Source organism: Prevotella marseillensis, assembly GCF_900625065.1.
Lineage (GTDB): Bacteria > Bacteroidota > Bacteroidia > Bacteroidales > Bacteroidaceae > Prevotella > Prevotella rara.
This window is the reverse complement of the sequence record NZ_UYXY01000001.1, coordinates 2,812,043-2,829,573: the sequence shown is the minus strand read 5'-3', so window position 1 is coordinate 2,829,573 and position 17,531 is coordinate 2,812,043. Positions and strand designations below refer to the sequence as shown.

The 17,531-nt window shown below is 40.9% G+C and carries 20 protein-coding genes and 1 tRNA gene; 16 read left to right on the top strand and 5 right to left on the bottom strand.

The features are described from left to right. The first annotated feature begins 123 nt into the window (after nt 1–123). The 3 genes from EJL04_RS11435 to EJL04_RS11425 are packed head-to-tail and all read left to right on the top strand — an operon-like array spanning nt 124 to nt 1,919. On the top strand, nt 124–312 hold the full coding sequence (locus tag EJL04_RS11435) for a glycine zipper domain-containing protein (protein ID WP_125104996.1): 189 nt from the start codon (nt 124–126) through the stop codon (nt 310–312). Between the two features lie 15 nt (nt 313–327). After that, a complete protein-coding gene (locus EJL04_RS11430) occupies nt 328–1,263 on the top strand; it encodes a hypothetical protein (protein WP_125104995.1) in 936 nt (311 codons plus the stop codon). Beyond that, nucleotides 1,254–1,919, top strand: a complete 666-nt coding sequence (locus EJL04_RS11425) for an ATP-binding cassette domain-containing protein (protein WP_241209989.1) — start codon at nt 1,254–1,256, stop codon at nt 1,917–1,919. The genes EJL04_RS11430 and EJL04_RS11425 overlap by 10 nt, the downstream gene beginning before the upstream one ends. A 428-nt stretch (nt 1,920–2,347) precedes the next feature. Here EJL04_RS11425 and EJL04_RS11420 read toward each other — a convergent pair whose 3' ends face one another. Together EJL04_RS11420 and EJL04_RS11415 are read right to left on the bottom strand one after the other, a co-directional pair. Then, nucleotides 2,348–3,322, bottom strand: coding sequence for an IS3 family transposase (locus tag EJL04_RS11420; RefSeq protein ID WP_241209926.1), 975 nt, complete (start codon nt 3,320–3,322; stop codon nt 2,348–2,350). Between the two features lie 35 nt (nt 3,323–3,357). After that, nucleotides 3,358–3,732, bottom strand: coding sequence for a transposase (locus tag EJL04_RS11415; protein ID WP_125103787.1), 375 nt, complete (start codon nt 3,730–3,732; stop codon nt 3,358–3,360). Nucleotides 3,733–3,798: 66 nt separating this feature from the next. Between EJL04_RS11415 and EJL04_RS11410 the strand changes: the two genes are divergently transcribed. From EJL04_RS11410 to EJL04_RS11355, 12 genes are all read left to right on the top strand, one after another. Further along, nucleotides 3,799–5,136, top strand: coding sequence for a site-specific integrase (locus EJL04_RS11410; RefSeq protein WP_008781251.1), 1,338 nt, complete (start codon nt 3,799–3,801; stop codon nt 5,134–5,136). Nucleotides 5,137–5,224: 88 nt separating this feature from the next. Beyond that, nucleotides 5,225–5,962, top strand: a complete 738-nt coding sequence (locus tag EJL04_RS11405; protein WP_005833664.1) for a TIGR04255 family protein — start codon at nt 5,225–5,227, stop codon at nt 5,960–5,962. Continuing rightward, on the top strand, nt 5,955–6,296 hold the full coding sequence (locus EJL04_RS11400) for a hypothetical protein (protein ID WP_005833665.1): 342 nt from the start codon (nt 5,955–5,957) through the stop codon (nt 6,294–6,296). The genes EJL04_RS11405 and EJL04_RS11400 overlap by 8 nt, the downstream gene beginning before the upstream one ends. Before the next feature lie 163 nt (nt 6,297–6,459). Further along, the gene (locus EJL04_RS11395) at nt 6,460–6,909 is read left to right on the top strand and encodes a hypothetical protein (RefSeq protein WP_241209988.1); all 450 of its coding nucleotides are present in this window, start codon (nt 6,460–6,462) and stop codon (nt 6,907–6,909) included. 5 nt (nt 6,910–6,914) lie between these two features. Then, on the top strand, nt 6,915–7,856 hold the full coding sequence (locus tag EJL04_RS16380; RefSeq protein WP_008781252.1) for a DUF6043 family protein: 942 nt from the start codon (nt 6,915–6,917) through the stop codon (nt 7,854–7,856). Nucleotides 7,857–8,024: 168 nt separating this feature from the next. Continuing rightward, complete coding sequence (locus EJL04_RS11385) at nt 8,025–8,339, top strand: helix-turn-helix transcriptional regulator (protein WP_008781253.1); 315 nt, start codon at nt 8,025–8,027, stop codon at nt 8,337–8,339. A 4-nt stretch (nt 8,340–8,343) separates the two neighbouring features. After that, complete coding sequence (locus EJL04_RS11380) at nt 8,344–9,534, top strand: primase-helicase family protein (RefSeq protein WP_008781254.1); 1,191 nt, start codon at nt 8,344–8,346, stop codon at nt 9,532–9,534. 232 nt (nt 9,535–9,766) lie between these two features. Beyond that, the gene (locus EJL04_RS11375) at nt 9,767–10,723 is read left to right on the top strand and encodes a toprim domain-containing protein (RefSeq protein WP_008781255.1); all 957 of its coding nucleotides are present in this window, start codon (nt 9,767–9,769) and stop codon (nt 10,721–10,723) included. Between the two features lie 210 nt (nt 10,724–10,933). Then, entirely contained in the window at nt 10,934–12,337 is a 1,404-nt protein-coding gene (locus EJL04_RS11370) for a hypothetical protein (protein ID WP_008781256.1), read from the top strand. Nucleotides 12,338–12,655: 318 nt separating this feature from the next. Continuing rightward, nucleotides 12,656–13,375: a hypothetical protein gene (locus tag EJL04_RS11365; RefSeq protein ID WP_005649593.1), complete on the top strand. Its 720-nt coding sequence runs from the start codon at nt 12,656–12,658 to the stop codon at nt 13,373–13,375. Between the two features lie 55 nt (nt 13,376–13,430). Beyond that, a complete protein-coding gene (locus EJL04_RS11360; protein WP_004291348.1) occupies nt 13,431–13,874 on the top strand; it encodes a hypothetical protein in 444 nt (147 codons plus the stop codon). Nucleotides 13,875–13,883: 9 nt separating this feature from the next. Further along, nucleotides 13,884–14,624 (top strand): NERD domain-containing protein, encoded by a 741-nt coding sequence (locus EJL04_RS11355; protein ID WP_004291349.1) that lies wholly within the window; start codon nt 13,884–13,886, stop codon nt 14,622–14,624. Between the two features lie 25 nt (nt 14,625–14,649). Here EJL04_RS11355 and EJL04_RS11350 read toward each other — a convergent pair whose 3' ends face one another. Both EJL04_RS11350 and EJL04_RS11345 read right to left on the bottom strand, forming a co-directional pair. Further along, the gene (locus tag EJL04_RS11350; protein ID WP_004291350.1) at nt 14,650–15,459 is read right to left on the bottom strand and encodes a Fic family protein; all 810 of its coding nucleotides are present in this window, start codon (nt 15,457–15,459) and stop codon (nt 14,650–14,652) included. A 175-nt stretch (nt 15,460–15,634) separates the two neighbouring features. Beyond that, a tRNA-Leu gene (locus EJL04_RS11345) sits at nt 15,635–15,716 on the bottom strand. A gap of 127 nt (nt 15,717–15,843) precedes the next feature. Between EJL04_RS11345 and EJL04_RS11340 the strand changes: the two genes are divergently transcribed. Continuing rightward, the gene (locus EJL04_RS11340) at nt 15,844–16,938 is read left to right on the top strand and encodes a mannose-1-phosphate guanylyltransferase (RefSeq protein ID WP_053398255.1); all 1,095 of its coding nucleotides are present in this window, start codon (nt 15,844–15,846) and stop codon (nt 16,936–16,938) included. A 114-nt stretch (nt 16,939–17,052) separates the two neighbouring features. On the opposite strand, the gene EJL04_RS11335 is transcribed toward EJL04_RS11340, so the two are convergent. Continuing rightward, a complete protein-coding gene (locus tag EJL04_RS11335; RefSeq protein ID WP_125104994.1) occupies nt 17,053–17,451 on the bottom strand; it encodes an HIT family protein in 399 nt (132 codons plus the stop codon). Nucleotides 17,452–17,531 lie beyond the last annotated feature (80 nt).

Genomic DNA, 17,531 nt, shown 5'->3' with positions numbered 1-17,531 from the left:
TGACAACAGCATAATTTTATACTATTATTAAACATAACCTAAGAAAAGGAGCGATTGAATAACAAGAATCGCTCCTTTTTTGTACATTTGCATTTCTAAAATAACAACAAAATAATAAAGTTCATGAAGAAATATTATTTGATTTGCGGCCCGATTATGGCATTGGGGATTATGGCTGGCACAGCAGCCGGCGCAGCTATGGATAATATTAAGATCGGAGTGGCTTTAGGAATAGCTGTCGGCGTGGCTTTAAGCACACTGCAATCCTTTTTGGAACTTGTAGACAAAAATAAGAAGAGATTAAACTCGTGAATTGATGAGGAAACAATGATAGCGGTTCTCTATTTCGGATTACGGCTGAAACAGCTTTGGCGGATTTTAAGGCGACTGGGCGTTGTCGTAAGTATGCTTTTGGCGGCATTTATGTTTTTGGCTCTTTATGTGCTGATAAAGACAAGCTACAGCTGGATTATGCCCGCTGCCGTCATTTTATGCCTGCTATGCTATCATAACGAACGTAAAGACAAAGACTTTCTGTCGCAGCAAGTTAAGCGTCCTGCCTTACTCCTCATGGCTGAATATATATTGATAGGTTTGCCGTTTGTTGTGATTGAATGTCTCAGAAGTCATTTTGCCGCTGCCGCAGTCGTCATGGCAACTGCCGTTCTTTTGCCTAAGCTAAAAACCATAAAGATGAAGTCTGTGCCCGTCCCCTTGCCTTTTCTCTACAAAGGCGGCTTGGAGTATATCCGCATGTTCCGCATGTATGGCTGGCTTTATTTCCTTTTGCTCATAGTTACGGTCATAGGGGCGTTGCATGCCAATATCCGTATCGGAAAGGTAGCCTTGATTGTATGGGGAATAGTTCAGACAATGTCGTTTGCATCCGTTCCGCAGCGGCAGGAGCTAACCTTTTATCTCAATTATTCAGCTTTTCAGCGGCATCTTGTCTTGTCAAGCGTCTGGAACGCCGTAATAACAGCCGTGCCTTTTGTCGGAATTATACTTTCGTTTTCCTTCAGCGGTGATAATCTTCTGTTTGCTGTTTCCGTAATATCGGGAAGCATATTATATCTGTGTAACATGGGCATGGTGCGCCATATGTCGTTTTCATCAGCATCACTGGCCGTATATCAGCTGATAGTGCTTATACCCCTGTTTTTCTTTACTTGTTTTATTCCGCTTCTGCTAGTTCCGTTTGTTCTGATAAACGTATTATGCTGTATATTCCTTAAAGACAATTTAAAAAATATATGGAGCTGATAAAGATAACAGATTTGTCAAAAAACTACGGCAAGACAATGGTCTTGCATGGATTGTCGGTAGCCTATCAGTCGGGGATGATTTATGGGCTTGCCGGTGAGAATGGGGCAGGTAAGACAACGCTGTTTAACTGCATCATGGGACTTGCCGGTTATGACGGCTGCATAGACAAGGCGTCAGGCATCTCAATCGGTTATCTGCCGGCCGAGACTCATTTCTATTCGCTGATTACCGGATATGAGTATCTAGATTTTTGTATAAAAGCAAAAGGCAAGAAGATCAACAGTGCAAAGGTGGAAGAAGTGAATAAAATGTTTCAGCTGCCGTTGCATAGGTATGCATCGGAATATTCTACCGGCATGAAAAAGAAACTGGCGCTTATGGCTCTGCTGTTGCAGGACAACGACTTGTATATACTTGATGAGCCGTTCAACGGTGTCGACTTATACGGCTGTATTCAGCTGAAGAAAATCATACGCTCGCTGAAAGCCGGGGGCAAAACCCTGCTGCTGTCCTCACACCAGATAACCATCCTGCGCGAACTGTGCGACAGCATCGACTATCTGAGCCGTCACACCATCGTGAAGAGATACACTGATGAACCGGTGGAAGAAATAGAACGGAGCATACTTGCCGACATTCATGTCGGGATGTAGGCTTTGAGATACTTTGTTTAAAATATAAGCAGAACATTATTTACATAAAATAAAAACAGCCAAGTATTGATAACCAAATACTTAGCTGTTTCTTGTACCCAGACCCGCATTTGAAATAATTAAAGTGGGGAAAATGCGGGTAAAAAGAAAAGCGCAGAAAAACACAGCAATCCAACTATATTTCAAGCATTTACAATTAGATTAAATTTTAATCTCGGTTAATCAAATTGCAAAATATTCAGCAGATGTGGGGAAAATGTGGGGAAAATATCTATATTTGTATCAGAATGTCCTTTCCTAAAATTGGTTGACTTCTAACAAGCCATTCCCTGATTAAAGTTGACTCTGGTTAAACTTATAACTGTTATTGGTTGACTCTACTTTTAATTACTGATTAAAGTTGACTTTTACCGGGACAGAATCCCTGTTCATGGTGTCCTTGGAGGGCGTAGCCCGGAAAGGACACCATGAACAGAAGGCAAAGATAGTCCATCTTCTCCAATATCGGAGCATTCCTGTCTGTTTTTTATGGCCTTTGTCCTAAAACTGCTCCAACGCTTAGATATCTCACCCTGACATGAAGCAGCCTGTGCCGGTGTCATCATGTTGATGCTCATGTGCGGCCTTTCGTTGTTGTAGAAGTCCACGGCCGTTGCCACGGCTTCCCTGACCTGGCCGATGTCGGTGAACCTCATACCCTTAAGGAGTTCGTTCTTTATGGTACCATTAATACGCTCTGCCTGTGCATTGTCCTTCGGATCCCCGGTCTCCGTCATACTGATACTTATACCATTTTTATTAAGCAGCCTGACATATTCGGAACTTGCGTATTGTACGCCGCGGTCTGAATGATGTATAAGGCTGATGCCGTCCATGCCCTTCAGCCTTCCCAAAGCCATGCACAGTGCTTCAATGGGATAAGACGTCTCAAGCGTCGGACCGACACAGTATCCTACAATCTCTTCTGTATATGCATCAAGTACAATTGAAAGGTAGCAGAAACGGTAGTGTATGTCGTCTGTCCAAATAATTATGTACGTTATGTCACTGACCCATAGCTGGTTAGGTCTGAGGGGCAACATTTCCTTTATAAGATTGGGATATGTCGGAAGACCGTGCCTTGAGTCAGTGGTACGTGGACGGCGCAACCTTTTACGGAGAATCATGCCGTTACATGACATTATTTCTATAAAACGGTCACGGCCGACAGGACTGTTGCCGCTGAAATCACGCCGGTACATGTGCCAGAGCTTCAATGCGCCTATTCCGGGGTCTATACGGCGCACCTTGCGGACATACTCAATCACAAAGGCATCACGGGCGGCCCTCATCATTGACTTTGACTCATCATACTTGTAATAGGCCTGCTTGCTTACGCCAAACAGCGCACAAAGATGTCTCACCCTGTATCGGACAGGGTTCTTCGTGTGCAGGAATGTTACTGTTTGGCGCCAGATTTTTTTCTTATGCTGATGCCTAACTCGGATTCGGCCACATTTATCATCTCGTCATAAGCCTCGGCCTTTATCTCGGCCTTGGTCAGTTCGGACTTAAGACGGAGTATCTCGGCCTGAAGGGCCTCTATGTCTGACGGGAGGCTGACTGAGTCACGAACATGCTTCTCTCTTAGTGTCTTTTTCTTTGTCATAAAATCGACATAATACAATTCAGGTGCAAATTTAGCACACCAGCGGCGAACTGTAGCCTCTGATACGGGAATTATTTTTGATATTCCCAAAAAACTTACACCTGAAGAGCGAAGATCTATCACTTTTTGAAGATATTGACCCTTTTGTGATTTATTTTTCCTCATAATTATTTTATTTATGAGTCAACTTTTTTCAGGGTAAGACAGAATAGAAACTTAACCCGTACGCCCATGAAAGTAACCTTTATCATTAAAAAAGCAGCCAAGCGATATGATACAGAATCAATGGCTACAATCTATGTACGCTTTAGAAACGGCAGGCAATTAGACTCCGTTGCTCCTACCCAGTTGGCTATCAATCCTAACCTATGGGATGATAAAGATGAATGTGTAAAAACAAAAGCAGTCTGCAATGAAGAGATGCGTACTCATATAAACGAAGAGATACGCCATTTGAAAACCTATATAGAAAAAGTGTATCAACAGGAAAAGGAAACCATAAACAAAGAGTGGCTAAAAATAACACTTGATAAATTCTACCATCCTGAAAAATACTTCATGCCAGAGCAAGTGGTTATCAAACCTACCACCGGAGAACTATTCGATGAATTTCTAAACAAGCACCCTTTATCAGAAGTGCGAAAGAAAAATTTCCGAGTTGTCAAAAGAGCCCTACTGCGTTATGAACTCTATGTAAGGGAAACAAAGAGAGGACAAAAAGACTTTGTCCTCGATGTGGATTTGGTAACACCAGACACACTTCGGGATATGTGGGATTTCTTTCAGAACGAATACCAATACTATGAACTTTATCCGAGTATTTATGAAACCATCCCCGAAAAGAGAACACCACAACCAAGAAGCAAGAATACACTGATTGACTGTTTTTCAAGGATACGCACGTTCTTCCTATGGTGCTTCGACAACAAGCATACCACAAACAGACCTTTCGACAAATTTCCGATAGAAGAATGTACATACGGTACACCTTATTATATAACACTTGAAGAAAGGGACAGAATTTTCAATGCCGACCTATCAGCCACTCCGCAACTGGCAATACAGAGGGATATATTTATATTCCAAACACTGATAGGCTGTCGAGTGAGCGACCTATACCGTATGACCAAACTAAATGTGGTTAATGAAGCCATAGAATACATTCCCAAGAAAACAAAAGAAGGGAATCCGGTCACGGTACGTGTCCCTCTTAATGACAAGGCAAAAGAAATCCTTGAACGCCATAAAGAATATAAAGGGAAACTGTTACCGTTCATATCCGAACAAAAGTACAACGATGCCATAAAAAAGATATTCAAATTGGCTGGAGTTGACCGAATCGTAACTATCTTAGACCCATTGACTCATAACGAAGTCAAACGACCTATTTATGAAGTGGCAAGCAGCCATTTGGCAAGGCGTACTTTTATCGGCAATATCTACAAAAAGGTGAAAGACCCGAACCTCGTTTCCGCACTATCGGGACACAAGGAGGGAAGCAAAGCTTTCAGGCGATACAGAGATATTGACGAAGAAATGAAAAAAGACCTTGTGAAACTATTAGATTAATATACTTTAAACTTTTTAGCGTATAAAATCAAGAAACAAATAAAAGAAATTCCTAACTTTGCAAGAAAATAAATTTAAAATTTGTATTATGGATAGATTGTTGCCAATAAGAATAGAAGCATGCCCACTTATAGACGCTTTAATTGAGTTCCGTTTTGAAGCAGCTATTACCAAAAGCGCAGTTTTTGGCATCATATACAATCTCATAAAAGAAGAGTATAGAGGAAATGTCATTAATTTGCCCATTTTACAAATCCCAGAACAAATTAGGGAGGTTGACCCTAACTTAAAATTTAAGCCCCTATACAGAATTGAAAACGAAAGATTTGTAATTCAAATAGGATATGATGTTTTGAGCATAAGCTCAAAAATGCCATATATAGGTTGGAGCGATTTTTCTAAACATTCATTTTCAATAATCAACAAGGTTATTAGTTCTGGAATAATAAAGCGTGTATCAAGAATAGGACATAGATATATTAATTTCTTCAAAGGAGATATTACCAATGGTCTTACGATGTCTTTTTCCATGACAGAAAAATACACATCTGAAAACTTATTGATACGGACAGATGTCAAAGATGGTAATTTTATGAACACCCTACAATTTGTAAATAATGCAAACTACAAACCACATCCTAATTCTATAGAAGTGGTAGGCTCATTAATTGATATTGATACGTCTCGTGAATATTCCGACAACTATTTCACTTCTAATATAGAACAAGAAATAAATATGGCTCATAAATGCGAAAAAAAGTTGTTTTTCTCTTTGTTAAAACCAGACTTCCTAAATAGTCTAAAACCTGTTTTTGAAAATGAATAGTTTAACGACTTACATAAATACCAATATCCTATTAATGTCTGCCTTATCATGTATGACATTAACAGACACGGAATTGCTTTCTTTATCAAGTAGGCAAACATATAATGATGCTATAATACCGTCTATTAACACTCCTGTCAATCCAATAAATATTTATACAAATTATTCCATTAAGGACATTCCTATCTCAACAGAGACCATTCATGTTAATATTCCCGAGCATGAAGATTTTGAGATAATCAATTCTTTTGCGAATAAGATGTTAACGGAAGCAACTCCTATAGATGAAGAAATTCAAAATGTCATTAATGACCACTTTTGGGATATGCTATGATTACAGAAGATGAATTAAAAAAATATCTACCCAAATATTTGTCAGAAGAAAATTACAAGACCCTTTTGGCAGAACTCAAATCTTTCCCTTATAACATAGATGGAAGGATGTACACTTCTATGCTTGACAAGAATGTCATTTTTCAAGGAGATGGCTTAAAAAAATGCCTATAATTGATTTAGTTAACATCGAAAGAGGTGTAAAAAATGTAAGCTGTTTGATTTTATCAAACACTTGTGATATGGATTTATCTAATTCTCGTATGTTTCCTGCTTCAATCATGTATGCTCCTATTATAAATCTCACAACATATATTTCAGTTCTTCAAAAACAAGGTGTTAATAGTAGCAAAATTGAAAACCACATTTCAGATCTCAAACAACAAAAAATAACCCAAATAATCTTTCTTCCTGCAAATTCCCAAATGGAAGATTCAATAGTTTTTCTTGATAAAATCTATCATGTTGACAATCGCTTTATAAACCGAGACACATTAGAAGATCAACGCTTATTTTCTTTAAGCGATTATGGTTTCTATATGTTAATATTCAAATTGTCGATACATTTCTCACGCATACAAGAGAAAGTTAATAGAGGTTGCATTGCTAATTAACTTGTATGGGACAACAAGAATATGATAATTTCAAAAGACTGATAAAGGAATGGCTTGACAACCATCCGGATGAATACGCCGATTTCGTAGAGGAAATGAACGACAAGAAGTTTAAAGGATTCTTCAAAGTTTTCAAGATAGCCACGAAATTAGCACCGAAATACAAGGAAGCCGCACGTAAAAGGATAGGCGATGACAGAACACCCGACTTTGAAGAACTGGAAAATATCCTTTTGCATTCAGACCTTGCCGAGAAAATAGTGAACGAGTTTCATAACCCAAACAAGAAAAGTATTGTCCCCGCCATGCTCGCATGGCTGTATTACGGACGGAGCTATGAATGCATGGTGGAACAGGGAGAGGAACTGACCCAAAGAAAGGATATACCTAAATTGTACAAATGGCTTATTTCCGGCATGGTCAAGTTCATTATAAGAAAAAGCATCACCAATGGAATGAGAAGTAAAGAGGACTGGCAAGTTTTCAGGAAGCAACAGAAAGCCATAGAAGAGAACACTCTTGTGGAATGGGCAATAGAAGAAGATGAAGATACGGACGAGGAAGACACAGATACCTTATCAGAAGAACAACCGAAGACCGCAGGACGCAAAGCCGACACACGCACACTGTCTGAACTTCTGATAGAAAGACATGCCATACTGATTGAAAGAATTGGCACACGATTGAAAACCCATGCTACGGAAACAGATATAGCACGGTTGTTTATCGCATTGGTAGAATACCGTTTCATGAGGAAGTGTCCCATCAAGACTTTCAGAAATGCGCTGCACAATCAATTCAAAGAACAAGAAATAGTCCACGAAAGAGGTATTCAGAAAGCATACAGAAATCTCATTTCACCACTTGGAAACAGCAAAAAACTGATAAAAGACATTGGTGAAGACCATGAAGCTATCGAAGAATTGAAAGCATATCTATCCAATTGAAATTCGTTTAATTCGCTTTTTGATTTTACGAATTTAACGAATTGAATATCATTGTTTTACGATTAATTTTCGCTATATATTTGCGCCACTATCCTAATCGGGGTAGTGGCTTTTCGTTTATAATACTGCCAAAACGGGAAGTCTTACAACCGGCAGTTTCAAGAGCCTATGACAGACTTATTGGCAATTATCCAAAACGGCAACGGCAACATTAAGTTGGAAGTAACAGGAGAAGATTTGCTTTTATTCTCCAACCAGTTAATAAGCCGTGCGAAGCATGAACTTTCTACAGCTATTGCGGAAGCAAAAAAGGAAAAGTACCTCACCAAAGAGGAAGTGAAAAAAATGTGCGATGTTTGTGACACCACACTCTGGCACTGGTCTAAGAAAAACTACCTAAAGCCTGTAAAGGTCGGCAACAAGGTCAGATACCGCCAATCCGACATTCAGAAAATCTTAGGTGGACATAACCCTTTAATCTAAGTCTATGAAGGAGGAAGAATATATGCGCGTAGGAACAACTTTGTACAAGGTGGTCAATCAGCCATGTGCCAATGGCGGTTATGAAAAGAAACGTGTCGTATGGAACAACAGCACATTACGGCAGGACTACGGAAAGAACTATCTTGCCACCGTTCCCAAGTATGACGGCTTTTGCACAGTTCCCAATCATTTGAACTACCAAAAGGAGATTGAGGGGTTTCTGAACCTTTACGAGCCGATAGAACATAAACCGCAGCAAGGGGAGTTTTCTCATATCCAATCCTTGATGCGGCACATCTTTGGAGAGCAATACGAACTGGGTATGGATTATATGCAACTGTTGTATTTACAGCCGACACAGAAGCTGCCCATTGTTCTGCTTGTTTCGGAGGAACGCAACACAGGCAAAAGTACGTTCTTAAACTTCCTGAAAGCCGTGTTTGAGAACAACGTGACTTTCAACACCAATGAGGATTTCCGAAGCCAGTTCAATTCAGACTGGGCAGGAAAGTTGCTTATCGTGGTGGACGAGGTCTTACTCAACCGCAGGGAAGATAGCGAGCGATTGAAAAACCTAAGCACGACTTTCACCTACAAGGTGGAAGCCAAAGGCAAAGACCGAACGGAGATTGCTTTCTTTGCCAAGTTCGTGCTATGTTCCAACAACGAATATCTGCCCATACTCATAGACGCAGGAGAAACACGCTACTGGGTGCGGAAGATAATGCCGTTGCAGAGTGATGATACCAACTTTCTGCAAAAGCTAAAAGCGGAAATACCCGCATTTCTTTATTTCCTGACCCAAAGGGAACTATCCACAACACAGGAAAGCCGTATGTGGTTCAACCCAAGACTGACACATACCGCAGCCTTGCAGAAAATAATCCGAAGCAACCGCAACCGACTGGAAATAGAAATGACCGAGTTGTTGCTTGACATCATGTCGAACATGAACGTGGAAAGCGTATCATTCTGCCTGAACGACCTTGTAACCTTGCTACTCTATTCACAGGTCAAGGTTGAAAAGTATCAAGTGAGAAAAGTTGTGCAGGAAGTATGGAAACTTACTTCCGCACACAATTCGCTATCCTACACCGCTTATGAGTTCGCACCCCATCGTGAGTGCCACTATGAGCCGAAAAGGAAAACTGGTCGGTTTTATACGGTAACGAAAGAACAACTGACCACTATCTAATTATTTTGATGAAATGATGAATAAGGGAAGTAACATATTGCCTTACAGATAGATATGTATTCATCAAACACTCATCAACAACGATTGCTGATGAAAAAAGAAAACATCATTTTTCTTTTGGCAAGCAATCTGATGAGAAAAAGATGAATCGATATAATTCTGTTTAACAGCGTATTACATTTCAAATTCATCAAATCATCATTTTTTCATTCACCTACAAATCTGTAAGAAAATGACAATAGAAGAAGCTAAAAGCATACGAATAGCCGACTACCTGCACAGCTTGGGTTATTCACCAGTAAAACAACAAGGTATCAACCTTTGGTACAAATCTCCGTTTAGGGAAGAGAGTGAAGCATCGTTCAAAGTGAATACCGAACGTGAACAATGGTATGATTTCGGTTTGGGAAAGGGCGGAAACATCATTGCACTGGCTGCACATCTGTACGCTACCGACCATGTACCTTACATCTTGAAACGGATAGCGGAGCAGACACCGCACGTGCGCCCGATATCTTTCTCTTTTGGCAAGCAAAGCTCTTCCGAGCCGAGCTTCCAACATCTGGAGATTGTTCCGCTGTCATCTCCTGCCCTGCTTGCCTACTTGCAAGGTAGAGGAATAAATACAGAACTGGCGAAAAGAGAATGTAGTGAAGCCCGTTTCACCCACAACGGCAAGCGGTACTTTGCCATCGCCTTTCCCAATGGTTCGGGTGGGTTTGAGGTTCGCAACCGCTATTTCAAGGGCTGCATCGCCCCAAAGGAAATCTCCCACATCAGACAGTCTGGGAAAGCGAGGAATACCTGTTATGTGTTCGAGGGGTTCATGGACTATCTCTCCTTTCTGACATTGAGACAGGAAAGCTGCCCGAATTATCCGGAGCTGGACGGACAGGACTACATCGTATTGAACTCCGTATCGAATGTAAACAAGGCTCTCTATCCGTTGGGCAATTACGAACGCATCCACTGCTTTTTTGACAACGACCGTGCAGGCATGGAAGCCCTCCAACAAATCCGCAAGGAATACGGCAGAGACCGATACATCCGTGACGCTTCTCAGACTTACAGCGGATGCAAGGACTTGAACGAACACTTACAGAAACAGGTTGAAAGAAAAAGGCAAGTCCAGTCCGTCAAAGGGGTGAGCAGCCAGCCACCGAAAAAGAAGAATGGCTTTCGGTTATAGCCCACTATAACTACACGCTTCGCTTTCGTAGTTGTGGGCTCTCCCGAGGGGATTAGGGCTTTGCCCTAATGACCCACTCAGGGCGTTTCACCCCTGAGAACCCCGAGCAAAGAGTGACCCTCTCTTTGCAATCTCCGCTTATGGGCTACCCCTAAGAACCCCTCTGCGAAAGCGAACAAAATAATAAATTGCAAACAAAGAAAAGAAGCTATGGCAACAAAATCAAGCATACACATCAAGCCTTGCAACATCGCATCAAGCGAGGCGCACAACCGAAGGACTGCCGAATATATGCGTAACATCGGGGAATCCAGAATCTATGTCGTTCCCGAACTCTCCATCGACAACGAACAGTGGATAAATCCCGACTTCGGCACTCCCGAACTGCGAACTCATTATGACAATATCAAGCAAATGGTCAAGGAAAAGACCGGACGTGCCATGCAGGAAAAGGAAAGGGAACGCAAGGGAAAGAATGGAAAAATTATCAAGGTGGCGGGATGTTCACCCATCCGTGAAGGAGTATTGCTCATCAGACCGGATACCACACTGGCTGATGTACGCAAATTCGGTGAAGAGTGTCAAAGACGCTGGGGCATCACTCCGCTACAAATTTTCCTGCACAAAGACGAAGGGCATTGGCTGAACGGTCAGCCGAAAGCGGAAGACAAAGAGAGCTTCCAAGTCGGTAACAGATGGTTCAAACCAAATTATCATGCTCATGTCGTATTCGACTGGATGAACCATGAAACCGGAAAGAGCCGAAAGCTCAATGACGAAGATATGGCAACCATGCAGACCTTGGCTTCCGATATTCTCCTAATGGAACGTGGGCAGTCAAAGGCTGTCACAGGTAAGGAGCATTTGGAGCGAAACGACTTTATCATTGAGAAACAGAAAGCCGAACTGCAACGTATAGAGGAAACCAAGCGACACAAGGAGCAACAGGTAAGCCTTGCCGAGCAGGAACTCAAACAGGTAAAAGCAGAGATACGCACCGACAAACTCAAAAGTGTAGCCACTGATGCAGCCACAGCCATAGCAAGCGGTGTCGGTTCTCTTTTCGGCAGCGGTAAATTGAAAGATTTGGAACAAGCCAATGAGAATTTACGTCATGAAATTGCCAAGCGTGACAAGGGTATTGATGAATTAAAAGCCAAGATGCAACAAATGCAGGAACAGCACGGCAAGCAGATTCGTAACCTACAAGGAATACATAATCAAGAGCTTGAAACCAAAGACAAGGAAATATCACGATTGAACACCATTCTTGAAAAAGCGTTCAACTGGTTTCCATTACTCAAAGAAATGTTGAGAATGGAAAAACTATGCTATACCATCGGATTTACCAAAGATATGGTAAACAGCCTTTTGGCAAAAAAAGAAGCTATCAGATGCAATGGAAAAATCTATTCCGAAGAACATAAACGAAGATTTGAAATCAAGAACGATATTTTCAAGATAGAGAAGAGTTCGGTTGATGAAAACAAATTAGTGCTAACTATAAACAGGCAGCCGATAGGTGAATGGTTCAAAGAGCAATGGGAAAAATTAAGGCATGGTTTGCGACAATCAGCAGAAGAACCAAGAAAAAGTAGAGGATTCAGAATGTAATCTTGATAGTATTTGATTGTACCTCAATAAAATTGCATATCTTTGTAAGCGGATTGAGGCTACTCTTTCCAAGACATATTAGAATTTAGAAGAAGCGTTATGCTTATTTCTTGCGAATGAAAACCTGAGAAACTTTCAAACGTGTACAAGAATAGCATAGTGGTTCTCACGCTATAGCGTGGGCTGCTATTGTTACATCTGTACACAAAGGTTTTCTCAGGACCTTCATTCAAAGAGGTGGCATTACAGTTCCACGCTTCGTGATATTATAAAGTCCTTGTGGCAGCTGGAGGTGTATAATTAAAACAGTTAGTTGATATGAAACAGAATATATGCGTGGTAATATTTTTATTGCTTTCAACCATATGTAAAGCCCAAACATTCATATACCCCCAAAACGATTCTATCCTGACAGAATATAATGATGGAAAATTTTGGGCTTATTTAAACAAAAATGATTTTGTTGTAGGTCTTTCATGCTTTGAGGAAAAAGATGATTATGGAAAATACTATCACTTGGATATTTTTATCAAGAATTTAAGTGAAACCCCAATTGTATTCCAACCTGATAGCGTACACTCTAATCTACTAACAAAAAAAGATGATACTTTAAAACTTGAAGTATATACAAATGAAGAATATCAAAAAAAAATAAAACGCTCACAAGCATGGGCTATGGCATTATATGGAATCTCTGCCGGCATTAATGCAGGAACAGCAGGATATTCAACATCGTATTCTACGTCTTATTCTTCTAATGGTTATGCTTACACTACCATAACCAATCATTATGACGCTAATGCAGCATACCAAGCAAATGTCGCATCTACCAATCAAATGCTTACATTAGGACAAATGATGGATAATGACCGAACTATACGTGAACAAGGATATTTAAAAACCACAACTATTTATCCCGATGAAGCTATTATTGGCTATATGAATATTAAAAGGAAAAAAGGTAAGATTTTGATTGTAAACATTCCCATCGGAGATTATATTTATACTTTCAAATGGGATGTAAATAGGAAGAAATAAATACAGTAATAGCTATACTATTACCCTTAATTTTAATCACTTAAATGATTTACCTATGAAGAAACTTACGATTATTTTTTATTTATTTTTAATTCCATTATGTGTTTTTGCACAAAATGAAAGTTCCATTTCACATACCAAAACAGTTAATGATTCTACTTTGATTAAAATACATGCTATTGTAGAAGATATAGATTTTCGTATGCATGGACTTGATAGATACAAACTATATCCAACAGAAAATATATATAATTTTCTGCAATTAGATACAATGACAGGGAAAATAGAAATTGTACAATGGTCTTTGGATGATGATAAAGAAGGTTCTGCAACCCTTAATAACGAAGACCTATCTCTTGGTACAGGCTGTGGAACATTTGAATTATATCCAACAAAAAATATATATCAATTTCTTTTGTTAGATAAAGTAACAGGAAGAAGATGGCATGTTCAATGGGGATTTGAATCAAGTAAAAGATGGATAAAAAGAATCTATTAAATCAGTAATATGCATATTGCCATCACCGTTATCTTTTTTGCAGTGGTAATCTTTATTAAATTGAAGATGCCAATGTGGAAAGGCAAGTATTCTGAAAAACTTGTGAATAACAAGATTCAAGAGTTACCAGAAGAGTATGTTGTTTTTAATGATTTACTATTCGAAAGTAACGGATATTCAACACAAATTGACCATATTGTAGTTTCACCTTATGGTGTCTTTGTAATTGAAACAAAGGGATATAAAGGTTGGATTTTGGGCAGAGAGAACGGTGAATACTGGACGCAAACCATCTATAAAAGTAAACATCAATTTTACAATCCGATAAAACAAAACGCTGGACATGTAAGATTTTTGCATCATTTGCTCAAATGTTCAACGGATATACTTTTTATTCCAATTGTCGTTTTCAATAACAGTGCGGAATTAAAAGTGCATGCTGACAATAACATAGTTGTAAACAGATATAATCTAAAACGTGCTATATTACAATACAGAACTGCTGTTCTTAATCAGGAGACCATAAATTGGATAATACAGACAATTAACCAGAATCGCATAATCGCTGATAAAGAGAAACTAAAACAGCATAAGCATAACGCAAAGGCTCGGCAATACAGAAGTTCACGCCTAATAAATCAAGGTGTTTGTCCTCAATGCGGAGGACATCTCATTTTGAGGAAAGGCAAGTACGGCACTTTCTATGGATGTTCAAACTTTCCCACATGCAAGTTTACCATAAACTCATAAATAGCAATCCTTGTTTTATATAGTATCAGAACATAAAACTAAACCCTTTCTTTCGTGATACATTGAATCGTTCAATTTCTATAGAAAGTGATTTCTTCAACTGCCTTGCCATAAAGTCCAAAAACGGCTGATTAGTTTCTTCATTCTGACATTGGCGCAGGGAAAGAATATATTCTTCTCTATCTTCTTTAAATATTTTGGTCGGAAAAAGGTGATAGCAAAATTGGATGTAGTTCATCAGTAATCGAGCCGTTCTTCCGTTGCCATCCACCCACGGATGAATAGTTACTAAATTAAGGTGGGCATTAAAGCTCAATTCGTATTGTTCTCGAAGTGTTCCCATTTTTTTTTGCTTCTCTTGAAGAATCGCACAAAGTTCATCCACCTTAGCAGGAACTTTCAAATAGTTCATATAAGAATGTCCACCAACACCAGCCGTAACACCACATAGACGGAACTCTCCTTTAGAAGAATCAAAAGAGCCGCCCAACACACTGTGAACGCTGCCAGTAGTACGCATCAACATTGCATTCAACCTTTTCAGAAAAGCAGGAGTTATAGGTACAAGACTGCCTGATTCAGTTTTGGCAAGTTCATACGCTTGCTTCAAATCTTCATTCATCAGATGATGCACAAGCGGTTTCCCTTTCGCTGTTACTCCCTCGTCAAAGAGAAGCTGCGTATCAAGTTCGGTCAACGTTGAGCCTTCTATGGCTGTGGAATGGGTAATGAGAGAATAAAGGTAGTACTTGTCATAGTCCACCGCTTCACTGATACCAAGTTTTTGAAACTTCTGGTACAACAGTTCTATTTCTTGCCAAACACCTTGTTCCATTACTTTTATTTAATAGGCTTTATTTCTTTTCAAAGGTAACTTATTTACTACGTTCAACCAAAAGAAATAATGACTTACTGCTATATTTTTTGCACGTGTGGGGAAAATGTGGGGAAAATTCAAGCAAAAGAAAAAACTAAGTATTGGATTATCAAATACTTAGCTTTCTTTCTTGTACCCAGAGCCGGGGTCGAACCGGCACGGGTTGCCCCACTGGTGTTTGAGACCAGCGCGTCTACCGATTCCGCCATCTGGGCTTCTTTTCGGCTGCAAAGATAAATATAAATTCTGAATTGACAAATTTTTAATTGAAAAAACTTAAAATAATTGGTTATACAGACAATAATGCTTATCTTCGTATTCGTAAAACAATCTGTAAATACAATGAGTGTGAATAAAAACAATTATTGTCTTATTTTGGCCGGCGGCAAAGGACGCCGCCTGTGGCCTTGCAGCCGCGAAGACCGTCCTAAGCAGTTCTTGGATTTCTTTTCGACAGGACGCACGCTTCTTCAGCAGACTTACGACCGCATGGCCGGATTTATTCCTTCTGAAAATATTTATATCAGTACAAACCACATCTATCACGACTTGGTGAGGGAGCAGCTGCCCGAGCTGCCCGAGGAGCATATCCTCAGTGAGCCTATCTTCAGGAATACGGCTCCGAGCGTGGCCTGGGCTACATACCGCATCCTGCATAGGGCCGACCGCGACGCGCGTCTCGTGGTGGTGCCGTCGGACCAGGCTGTGTTCAAGGAGGATGTGTTCAAGACTGACGTTATCAACGGTCTCGACTTTGTCGGCAGCCACGACTGCCTGCTGACAATGGGCGTAAGGCCTACGAGACCTGAGCCCGGCTATGGCTACATACAGACGGGCGAGCCTTCTGAGCGCGACGATGTGTTTAAGGTTAAGTCGTTTACGGAGAAGCCCGACCGCGACTTTGCGCGAATGTTCATGGAGAGCGGCGAGTTCTACTGGAACACAGGGCTGTTTCTTTCTAACGTTAATTATCTCTGCGAGTGTCTTAAGCGCATATTCCCTCCTGTGCTGAGAAAGCTTGAAGCCTCGGGGGCTGAATACAGCATGGAGCGCGAGCTTGAGTTTGTCAGGGAGAACTTTCCGTCGTATCCCAACCTGTCGATAGACTACGGCATACTTGAGCACAACGAGAATGTGTATGTGATGATATGCGACTTCGGCTGGGCCGACCTTGGCATGTGGCACTCTATATATGAGAGCATGAGCAAGGGCGAGGGCGACAACGTGGTTATCGGCTCGCGCGTGATAGCCGACGACAGCCGCAACAACATCATTAAGCTGCCTGACGACCACATGGGCATAATAAACGGGCTCGACGGATATATCGTGGCCGAGAAGGGCAACGTGCTGCTTATATGCAAGAAGGAGGATTCGTCGGCGCTTATACGCAAGTATATCAATGAGGTGCAGGTAAAGTATGGCGACGAGTTTATTTAGTCCTGCCGCCTATTATGTATAAAAAGAGTGAGGAGCGCCCGGCTTTGTTTGTGCCTGACGCTCCTCACTCTTTTTTTTCTTGTGCCGCCTTCGTGGCTTCATGCTTCTGCCGTATTACTCGCAGAAAGCGGCATATATCTTGTCTGCTGCTTCTTTAAACTCCTGCTCTGTAAGTTTCAGCTTGGGGTTAGAGAAGAGCATGTCTTTCTCTGTCTGCATGGGCACGAGGTGTATGTGTGCGTGTGCCACTTCGAGTCCGAGTACGGCCATGCCCACCTTGCGGCACGGGAAGGCCTTCTTTATAGCCACGGCCACTTTCTTTGCAAACACCATCATTTCGGCTATCTCGTCGTCGTTGAGGTCGAAGAAGTAGTCAACCTCGCGGCGCGGTATCACCAGCGTATGTCCCTTTGCAAGCGGGTTGATGTCGAGAAATGCGTAGAACTTGTCGTTTTCGGCGCATTTGTAGCTGGGTATTTCGCCTGCAGCTATTTTTGAGAAAATATCCATGATGTTATGTTTTTATATTATTGTATGTAAGGTCCTTAGGGCTTATGGATGTCGTGTGTGATGAGGCTTCAGTGTCAGGAGTC